This is a genomic window from Cognatundibacterium rugosum, assembly GCF_014284365.1.
GTDB classification, from domain to species: Bacteria; Pseudomonadota; Gammaproteobacteria; order Burkholderiales; family Burkholderiaceae_D; genus Undibacterium; species Undibacterium rugosum.
Map to the genome: position 1 here is coordinate 1 of NZ_JACOGG010000039.1, position 8,937 is coordinate 8,937.

Annotated in this window: 9 protein-coding genes; 8 read left to right on the forward strand and 1 reads right to left on the reverse strand. The window is 51.5% G+C overall.

Annotated features, from left to right (window positions below; translation table 11 throughout):
* From H8K47_RS17795 to H8K47_RS17830, 8 genes are all read left to right on the forward strand, one after another.
* Positions 1–92 (forward strand): IS3 family transposase (locus H8K47_RS17795; RefSeq protein ID WP_186881635.1); only part of this gene is annotated, 92 nt, incomplete at its 5' end.
* 266 nt (positions 93–358) lie between these two features.
* A complete protein-coding gene (alaS, locus tag H8K47_RS17800) occupies positions 359–2,971 on the forward strand; it encodes an alanine--tRNA ligase (protein WP_186882698.1) in 2,613 nt (870 codons plus the stop codon).
* Entirely contained in the window at positions 2,950–3,486 is a 537-nt protein-coding gene (locus tag H8K47_RS17805; protein WP_222612834.1) for a GNAT family N-acetyltransferase, read from the forward strand. Before alaS ends, H8K47_RS17805 begins: the two co-directional genes overlap by 22 nt.
* Positions 3,486–3,995, forward strand: a complete 510-nt coding sequence (locus tag H8K47_RS17810) for an NUDIX domain-containing protein (protein WP_408057913.1) — start codon at positions 3,486–3,488, stop codon at positions 3,993–3,995. Before H8K47_RS17805 ends, H8K47_RS17810 begins: the two co-directional genes overlap by 1 nt.
* Positions 3,996–4,221: 226 nt before the next feature.
* Entirely contained in the window at positions 4,222–4,449 is a 228-nt protein-coding gene (locus tag H8K47_RS17815; RefSeq protein WP_162021312.1) for a sulfurtransferase TusA family protein, read from the forward strand.
* A gap of 509 nt (positions 4,450–4,958) precedes the next feature.
* Entirely contained in the window at positions 4,959–5,711 is a 753-nt protein-coding gene (locus tag H8K47_RS17820; protein WP_186882699.1) for an electron transfer flavoprotein subunit beta/FixA family protein, read from the forward strand.
* Positions 5,712–5,800: 89 nt separating this feature from the next.
* The gene (locus H8K47_RS17825) at positions 5,801–6,733 is read left to right on the forward strand and encodes an electron transfer flavoprotein subunit alpha/FixB family protein (protein ID WP_186882700.1); all 933 of its coding nucleotides are present in this window, start codon (positions 5,801–5,803) and stop codon (positions 6,731–6,733) included.
* Positions 6,734–6,959: 226 nt separating this feature from the next.
* The gene (locus H8K47_RS17830) at positions 6,960–8,750 is read left to right on the forward strand and encodes an acyl-CoA dehydrogenase (protein ID WP_186882701.1); all 1,791 of its coding nucleotides are present in this window, start codon (positions 6,960–6,962) and stop codon (positions 8,748–8,750) included.
* Between the two features lie 94 nt (positions 8,751–8,844).
* Here H8K47_RS17830 and H8K47_RS17835 read toward each other — a convergent pair.
* On the reverse strand, positions 8,845–8,937 hold a 93-nt coding region (locus tag H8K47_RS17835; protein ID WP_186880672.1), incomplete at its 5' end, for an IS3 family transposase.

The window sequence follows — 8,937 nt, forward strand, 5'->3', positions numbered from 1 at the left end:
ACTACATCCACTACTATAATCATGACCGTATAAAACTGAAATTAAAAGGGCTGAGTCCTGTTCAATACAGGAATCAGCCCTTGGCCACGTAACTATCAAGCTGTCCAACTAAATGGGGTCACTTCACGATGCTGGTTTTTTTGTTTTTTGCTCTTTGTTATCGTCGCGCGAGTCTGATATCCAGTCTGCCTGTGAGCAGGGTAGTCAGGCGGACATCTCGATGGACAGCGAGGCGCATGGAGATGATGTTGCTAATTTGAGCAGCTTTTGGATCCGGGCAGCTTAGGGGTGCCGGAGTCCAGAATTTATACCGTATAATCAGACGTTAACTTCATTTTCAGCAAAATTCTCACTATCTATGAACTCGTCCGAAATCCGCGATAAATTCCTCAGCTTTTTCGAATCTAAAGGCCATACGCGTGTGCGTTCTTCCAGCCTGATTCCCGGTAATGATCCTACGCTGCTGTTCACCAACTCCGGTATGGTGCAGTTTAAAGACGTGTTCCTCGGTCAGGATAAGCGCGCTTATACCCGCGCCACCACAGCACAGCGCAGCGTACGCGCCGGCGGTAAGCATAACGATCTGGAAAACGTAGGCTATACCGCACGTCACCACACTTTCTTTGAAATGTTGGGTAACTTCTCTTTCGGCGACTACTTCAAAAAAGACGCGATCCACTATGCCTGGGAATTGCTGACGACAGTGTATCTGTTGCCTAAGGAAAAGCTGACCGTCACCGTGTATCAGGAAGACGATGAAGCTTACGATATCTGGAAAAATGAAATTGGTGTCCCTGTCGAGCGCATCATCCGTATCGGCGACAATAAAGGCGCGCGCTACGCGTCGGATAACTTCTGGCAAATGGCGGATACAGGGCCGTGTGGTCCGTGTACCGAGATTTTCTACGACCATGGTGCTGAAATCTGGGGTGGTCCTCCGGGGTCCCCTGAAGAAGACGGTGACCGTTTCATCGAAATCTGGAATCTGGTGTTCATGCAGTTCAATAAAGATGAACATGGCGTGCTGCATCCTTTGCCTAAACCATGCGTGGATACCGGCATGGGTCTGGAGCGTTTGTCTGCAGTGCTGCAGCATGTGCATTCCAACTATGAAATTGATACCTTCCAGGCGCTGATCAAAGCCGCAGCTCGTGAAACCGGCTGCACCGATCTGGAAAACAATTCCCTGCGCGTGATTGCTGATCATATCCGCTGCGCCGGTTTCCTTATTGTGGATGGCGTTATACCAGGTAACGAAGGCCGTGGCTATGTGCTGCGCCGTATTACCCGCCGTGCGCTGCGCCATGGGCACAAGCTGGGCCAGAGCCAACCTTTCTTCTTTAAACTGGTCAATGACCTGGTACAGGAAATGGGCGGAGCCTATCCTGAGCTGGCCGAGGCTGCTGAGCGTGTGGCACAGGTGATCCGTCAGGAAGAAGAACGTTTTGGTGAAACGCTGGAAAACGGTATGAAAATCCTGGAGGCGGCGCTCGCGAAAGATGGCAAAAACCTCGATGGTGAAACTGCTTTCACCCTGTATGACACGTATGGCTTCCCGCTTGATCTGACGGCTGATATTTGCCGTGAGCGCAGTGTGACGCTGGACGAAGCCGGCTTCAATGCCGCGATGGAATTGCAGCGTAAAAAAGCGCGTGAAGGCGGCAAATTCAAGATGGCAGCAGCGATTGAATATAGCGGCGAGAAAACCCGTTTTGTCGGTTACGAACAGCTGCAACACGAAGCTAAAATCATTGCTCTGTATGTGGATGGCAGCGCCGTCAATGAAGTGCAGGCTGGCCAACAGGCTATCGTGGTACTCGACACCACGCCTTTCTACGCAGAGTCCGGCGGTCAGTGTGGTGATTCCGGCGTACTGGTAGGCAGCGACGGCGCGGTATTCGAAGTCGCAGATACCCAGAAAATCCAGGCCGAAGTTTTCGGTCACCATGGTGTCCTGAAGGCCGGCAAACTGACTATCGTGCAGACCGTGAAAGCAGAGGTCGCCGCTGAGGTGCGCGCACAAACTATGCGTAATCACTCGGCCACCCATCTGATGCACAAAGCGCTGCGTGAAGTGCTGGGCAGCCATGTGGCACAGAAGGGTTCGCTGGTGGATGCAGATAAAACCCGTTTTGATTTTAGCCACAATGCAGCGATGACGGCTGAGCAAATCCGTCAGGTTGAACAGATCGTGAACCGTGAAATTTTGGCGAACGTCGCGACCCAGGCGCAGTTAATGGGCTTTGATGATGCTGTTAAACACGGTGCGATGGCCTTGTTCGGTGAAAAATACGGTGACGAAGTGCGCGTACTGGACATCGGCTCCTCACGTGAGCTGTGCGGCGGTACCCACGTCAGCCGCACCGGTGATATTGGCCTGTTCAAGATCGTGGCAGAAGGTGGTGTCGCTGCCGGTATCCGTCGCGTTGAAGCTGTGACCGGTGAAGTCGCGCTGGCGCTGGTGCAGAACCTGAACAACCGCGTGCTGGAAGCAGCGGCCGCATTGAAAGCCCAGCCGGAAGAGCTGACTCAACGTATTGCACAAGTACAGGATCATGTCAAAGCACTGGAGAAAGAACTCGCCACGCTGAAATCGAAAATGGCATCCAGCCAGGGCGATGAACTGGTGAATCAGGCGGTTGACGTCAAGGGCATCCGCGTACTGGCTGCCACGCTGGAAGGTGCGGATGTGACTGCCCTGCGTGAAACCATGGATAAGCTCAAGGACAAACTCAAAACAGCCGCCATCGTGCTGGCATCGGTCAGTGATGGCAAGGTCAGCCTGATTGCGGGTGTGACTGCTGATACGACTTCACGTTTGAAAGCGGGTGAGCTGGTCAATTTCGTGGCCCAGCAAGTTGGTGGTAAAGGTGGCGGTCGCCCTGACATGGCTCAGGCCGGTGGTACCGATCCATCTGGCTTGCCAGCAGCATTAGCGGGCGTGGCTGAGTGGATCAATTCACGCGTATGATCCATATCCGTCGCGCAGAACTCTCTGATGCGGCCCAGATCCAGCGGGTCTATGCAAGTTCCGGCACCTATGCCGGAACATTGCAACTGCCTCATCCCTCACTCGATATGTGGCAGGAAAAACTGCGTCATTTTCCGGTGGATGATGTGTTGCTGGTCGCGATTTATGATGGCGTGATCGTAGGAACGGCGGGATTGCACACAGAGAAAAAACAGCGGCGGGCCCATGCGGCAACACTGGGTATCGGTGTTGCCGATTCATTTGCCGGCCGTGGTGTGGGCACTGCACTGCTCACAGAATTGCTGGAGTTTGCTGACAACTGGCTACCCGTTTTGCGGATAGAGTTACACGTATTTTGTGACAATGCGGCGGCGGTACACCTGTATCAAAAATTCGGTTTTGAAATAGAAGGCACGCATCGTGCGCACGCCCTGCGCCACGGCAATTATGCCGATGTGTATTCCATGGCCAGGTTACACCCGCGCCAGCCCTTATTGCCCTTACAGCAGCGCTGATGAGCTTACGTTATTGCCCGGTCTGCGCACAGACCCTGACCGAACGTGCCGATGCCGGTGAAGGTGGAAAAATCAGACTGGCTTGCCCCGATGGACATTGGACGCACTGGGATAATCCCTTACCTGTTCTTGCCGCACTGGTTGAATATGAGGGGCAGATCCTATTGGCACGCAATGCGGCCTGGCCTGAAAAAACCTTTGCACTGATTACAGGTTTCATGGAGCGTGATGAAACGCCGGAGCAGGGTGTTGCACGTGAACTCAAAGAAGAAACCAATTTGCAGGCGGACCAAATCAGTCTGATTGGTGTGTATGAATTCATGCGCAAAAATGAATTGATTATTGCCTACCATGTGCGCGCATCCGGAGAAATTTGCTTATCAGAAGAGTTGATTGAATATCGTTTGATTGCGCCTGAAAAGTTGCGTCCCTGGCGCGCAGGAACCGGACTGGCGATGGCAGACTGGATGCGAAAACAAGGTCTGGAGCCGGTGTTTACAGATTTCTGAATTCGCCGCACACAGTCTGTTTTTTTATGTTTGCAGCAGAAGCAAAAGCAGCGATCTGACAGATTTTTTGTTTCTTTGCTGCATTTTGGTGCGAAAGTATTGGCAGAAAATTCAGAAAATGTTGTTAGTGTGCTGCATTGCACCATGTCTGCCGAAATTCCGGTAGAATTGGTGCATCACAAGTTTCGCGAATGGTCTTAATCCATTTGCTGCTACAGGAAAAATCATGCAATTCAATAAAGAACTGGATGCCCGTGGACTGAATTGTCCATTACCTATTCTGAAGACTAAAAAGGCGCTGGCCGAGATGATTACCGGCGAAGTGCTGCATGTGCTGGCGACCGATCCGGGCTCAGTGCGTGACTTCAAGGCATTCTCCAAACAAACTGGCAATGAATTGCTGGCGCACGAGGAAAAAAGCAGTGAGTTTGAGTATTTCATTAAACGCAAATAAGCTCTGCTGACAGTTTGTGTGCATGCCAGACCGGTGCACGCTGACAATTCATCGACGCCGATGCAGGCATTCATTGCGCGTCGCAGTGAAAACAGTAAAAACCCCCGCTCACAGGCGGGGTTTTTTTATTTTCAGTCCGTTTCCGTTATCACTGTTGTAGTGCGCTGTTTGGGTAAAATACGTACAGGATGTCGCAATTTCGCGGATATTTCTGAGGATTAGACCTACTGCTCTAGCTTCAGTTGGTGCAAAAAAGGAACGATCGTGCTAAATTTGCAGAAATGTTGATAGTTTCGATTTATAATCCATAAGATTTACGTATACGTCAATTTGAGTGCGCGAATGGCTCAAAACGCTTAATATGCCTGATTTAGGCATCAATGATGTTGCTACAAAGATGAAATACGCTTTGCGTAGTTTTCCAGTAAATGCATCCTGTTAGTTATTTATTTTAACTATTTAAATTTTTAACTTTTCTGTATCCCTCATTAGCTCATAAAGGCAGAACTATGAAAGTCCTGGTACCAGTCAAACGAGTAGTCGATTACAACGTCAAAGTACGTGTTAAATCCGATGGCACCGGCGTTGATATTGCCAACGTCAAAATGTCGATGAACCCATTCGATGAAATCGCGGTGGAAGAAGCTACCCGTCTCAAAGAAGCTGGTGCAGTCACTGAAATCGTTGCGGTTTCCTGCGGCGTGGCACAATGCCAGGAAACACTGCGCACTGCGATGGCAATCGGTGCAGATCGCGGCATACTGGTGGAAACCGATGCCGAACTGCAACCACTGGCAGTGGCAAAACTGCTCAAGGCACTGGCAGACAAAGAACAGCCACAACTGATCATCCTGGGCAAGCAAGCGATTGACGATGACTGCAATCAAACTGGTCAAATGCTGGCCGCTTTGCTGGGCTGGCCACAGGCGACTTTCGCATCGAAAGTAAGCGTTGCTGATGGTAAGGCTACTGTCACGCGTGAAGTGGATGGCGGCCTGGAAACAGTCGCCCTGACGCTACCAGCCATCGTGACAACCGATCTGCGTTTGAACGAGCCACGCTATGTGACTCTGCCTAACATCATGAAAGCAAAGAAAAAGCAGTTGGACAATGTGAAACCTGCTGATCTGGGTGTGGATGTGACTTCCCGCGTCAAGACATTGAAAGTCGCTGAGCCAGCAAAACGCAGCGCCGGTATTACTGTACCTGACGTCGCCACACTGGTGTCCAAACTGAAAAACGAAGCCAAAGTTCTGGGCTGATCGGTCCGGCTTACTTGTTGATACAGACACATCTTTTACGAATCTTTGCGCCAGATCTGACGCTGGTGCTTTATTAAGTGGAAAACATCATGACTACACTCGTCATCGCTGAACACGACAATGCTAGCCTGAAGGGCAGCACTTTGAATACCGTTACTGCTGCTATCCAATGCGGCGGTGATGTGCACGTACTGGTTGCTGGCTCCAATGCTGGCGCTGCAGCCGCTGCAACTGCACAAATCGCTGGTGTGAGCAAGGTATTGCACGCTGATGCGGCGCATTTTGCAGACGGACTGGCAGAAAATATTGCTGAACAAGTACTGGCCGTTGCTGCTGCTTACAGCCATATCCTGGCCCCCGCAACTGCCTACGGTAAAAATATACTGCCGCGCGTTGCAGCGAAGCTGGACGTTGCGCAGATTTCTGAAATCACTAAAGTTGATTCCCCAGATACGTTTGAACGTCCTATTTATGCTGGTAACGCGATCGCTACCGTGCAATCTTCCGATGCAGTCAAAGTCATCACCGTACGTAGTACAGGTTTTGATGCAGCGGCTGCCAGTGGCGGTTCTGCCGCAGTAGAAACAATTACTGCGGTTGCTGATTCTGGTAAATCTGCTTTCGTTTCGCGTGAAGTGGCGAAATCGGATCGTCCAGAACTGACAGCGGCAAAAATCATCGTGTCCGGTGGTCGTGGCATGGGTTCCGCCGATGCGTTCAAAGTGCTGGAGCCGCTGGCTGATAAGCTCGGTGCAGCAATGGGTGCATCCCGTGCAGCGGTTGATGCTGGCTATGTGCCAAACGACTGGCAGGTTGGTCAGACCGGTAAGATCGTTGCGCCTCAGTTGTATATTGCCGTCGGTATTTCCGGCGCGATCCAGCATTTGGCTGGGATGAAAGACTCGAAAACTATCGTTGCCATCAACAAAGATCCGGAAGCGCCGATTTTCTCTGTGGCTGACTACGGTATCGTTGGTGATCTGTTTGAGATCGTTCCGCAACTGGTTGCTGAACTGGGCTGATTACAGTTGGCTTGAGTTAGCATGAAATACCCGTGGATAGTCAGCCAGCCTGCTATCCACCGAGGACAGAGTGAGTGGTTTGTCGCGCGATTGACAGCATAAAAATTGTTGTTGTGACACATTGCTGATTCTGTCCTTTTTTTACGACCAGCGTTTGTGCGTGTTGCTGTCAGCACGTTGAGCAAGGTTTGAATAATTGTAGGTCCTCACTATTTTGGGAAAAGCTATGAGTTATGTTGCTCCTGTAAAAGACATGCTGTTTGCGATCAATGAACTTGCCGGTTTGTCAGATGTGAACGTATTGCCGGGTTGCGAAGACGCCACCGCGGAAACGGTTGAAGCCGTATTAGAAGAGAATGCCAAGTTTGCGGGTGAAGTCGTTGCACCTTTGAATTGGGAAGGCGATAAAGCCCCAAGTTACTGGCAGGATGGTCAGGTATTCACCACGAAGGGTTTTAAAGAAGCATTCAAAATGTTTGGTGAGGCGGGCTGGCAGGGCGTGCAGCATCCTCAGGAATTCGGTGGCCAGGGCCTGCCTAAGCTGGTTGCGACGCCGTGTATCGAGATGTTGAATTCCGCCAGTATTTCCTTTGCTTTGTGCCCTTTGCTGACGGATGGTGCAATTGAGGCTTTGCTGACAGCGGGCAGCGATGAGCAAAAAGCGATTTATCTGGAAAATCTGATTTCCGGTAAATGGACCGGTACCATGAATCTGACCGAACCTCAGGCTGGTTCTGACCTGGCCATGGTGCGCAGCCGTGCTGTACCACAAGGCGATGGTACCTATAAAATTTTCGGCACTAAAATCTTTATCACCTATGGTGAGCACGATATGGCAGAAAATATCGTCCATCTGGTGCTGGCACGTACGCCGGATGCACCTGAAGGCGTCAAAGGTATTTCCCTGTTCATCGTGCCTAAGTACCTGGTCAATGCCGATGGTAGCCTGGGTGAGCGCAACGATGCGCATTGCGTCTCGATAGAACATAAGCTGGGCATCAAAGCCAGCCCGACTGCGGTATTGCAGTTCGGCGATCACGGTGGTGCGATAGGCACGCTGGTCGGAGAAGAAAACCGTGGCCTGGAATACATGTTCATCATGATGAATGCAGCCCGCTTCGGCGTTGGTCTGCAGGGTATCGGTGTGGCTGAGCGTGCCTACCAAAAAGCCGTTCAATATGCGCGTGATCGCGTACAGTCACGTGATCTGGCGGGTTCAGCCGGCCCGGTTGCGATTATTCATCATCCTGATGTACGTCGTATGCTCATGTCGATGCGCGCACAGACTGAGGGCGCGCGCGCATTGGCCTACGTGGCTGCGGGTTTCAGCGATATTGCGCATCACCATACGGACGCGGCAATTCGTAAAGAAAACCAGGCTGTCTATGAATACCTGGTACCTATCGTCAAAGGCTGGTCGACGGAGATGTCGCTGGATGTGACTTCCACTGGCGTGCAAGTGCATGGCGGTATGGGTTTTATCGAAGAAACCGGTGCGGCGCAGCATTACCGTGACGCCAAAATCCTCACGATTTACGAGGGAACGACCGCAATTCAGGCGAATGATCTGGTGGGACGCAAGACTGTACGTGATGGTGGTGCTACAGCGAAGGCATTGATCGCACGCGTGCGTGAGACCGAGGAAGCATTAGCTCTGTTGGCGACGCCGGACAGTATCGCGATTCAGCATCAGTTGGCGGCGGGTTCTGCTGCGCTGGATGAGGTAGTCAACTTCGTGGTGGCCAATGTGAAGCAGGATATCAAAGGCGTGTTTGCTGGCAGCGTGCTGTATCTGAAGCTGGCAGGTATCGTGCTTGGTGGCTGGCAAATGGCGCGTGCTGCTGTGATTGCGCAGCAGCAATTGCAGGCAGGTCAGGGTGATGCGGACTTCTTGCAAGCCAAGATCGCCACCGCACGCTTCTTTGCTGATCATATTCTGTCAGCGGCGCAAGGCATGCGTTCCGCGATTGTGGATGGCAGCGCTGGTGTTCTGGCATTGCGTGAAGATCAGTTCTGAGTCATCTGAGGTTGGCCACCTGCTGTTTAGGTGGTGACTGAAAAAAGCCGGCTGCGCAACTGAAGTGACCCCATTTAGTTGGACAGCTTGATAGTTACGTGGCCAAGGGCTGATTCCTGTATTGAACAGGACTCAGCCCTTTTAATTTCAGTTTTATACGGTCATGATTATAGTAGTGGATGTAGTC

What these genes read in the sequence shown, in the direction of transcription:
- alaS (WP_186882698.1), top strand. Translation starts at nt 359, where the DNA reads ATGAACTCGTCCGAAATCCGCGATAAATTCCTCAGCTTTTTCGAATCT.
- H8K47_RS17810 (WP_408057913.1), top strand. Translation starts at nt 3,486, where the DNA reads ATGAGCTTACGTTATTGCCCGGTCTGCGCACAGACCCTGACCGAACGT.
- H8K47_RS17815 (WP_162021312.1), top strand. Translation starts at nt 4,222, where the DNA reads ATGCAATTCAATAAAGAACTGGATGCCCGTGGACTGAATTGTCCATTA.
- H8K47_RS17820 (WP_186882699.1), top strand. Translation starts at nt 4,959, where the DNA reads ATGAAAGTCCTGGTACCAGTCAAACGAGTAGTCGATTACAACGTCAAA.
- H8K47_RS17825 (WP_186882700.1), top strand. Translation starts at nt 5,801, where the DNA reads ATGACTACACTCGTCATCGCTGAACACGACAATGCTAGCCTGAAGGGC.
- H8K47_RS17830 (WP_186882701.1), top strand. Translation starts at nt 6,960, where the DNA reads ATGAGTTATGTTGCTCCTGTAAAAGACATGCTGTTTGCGATCAATGAA.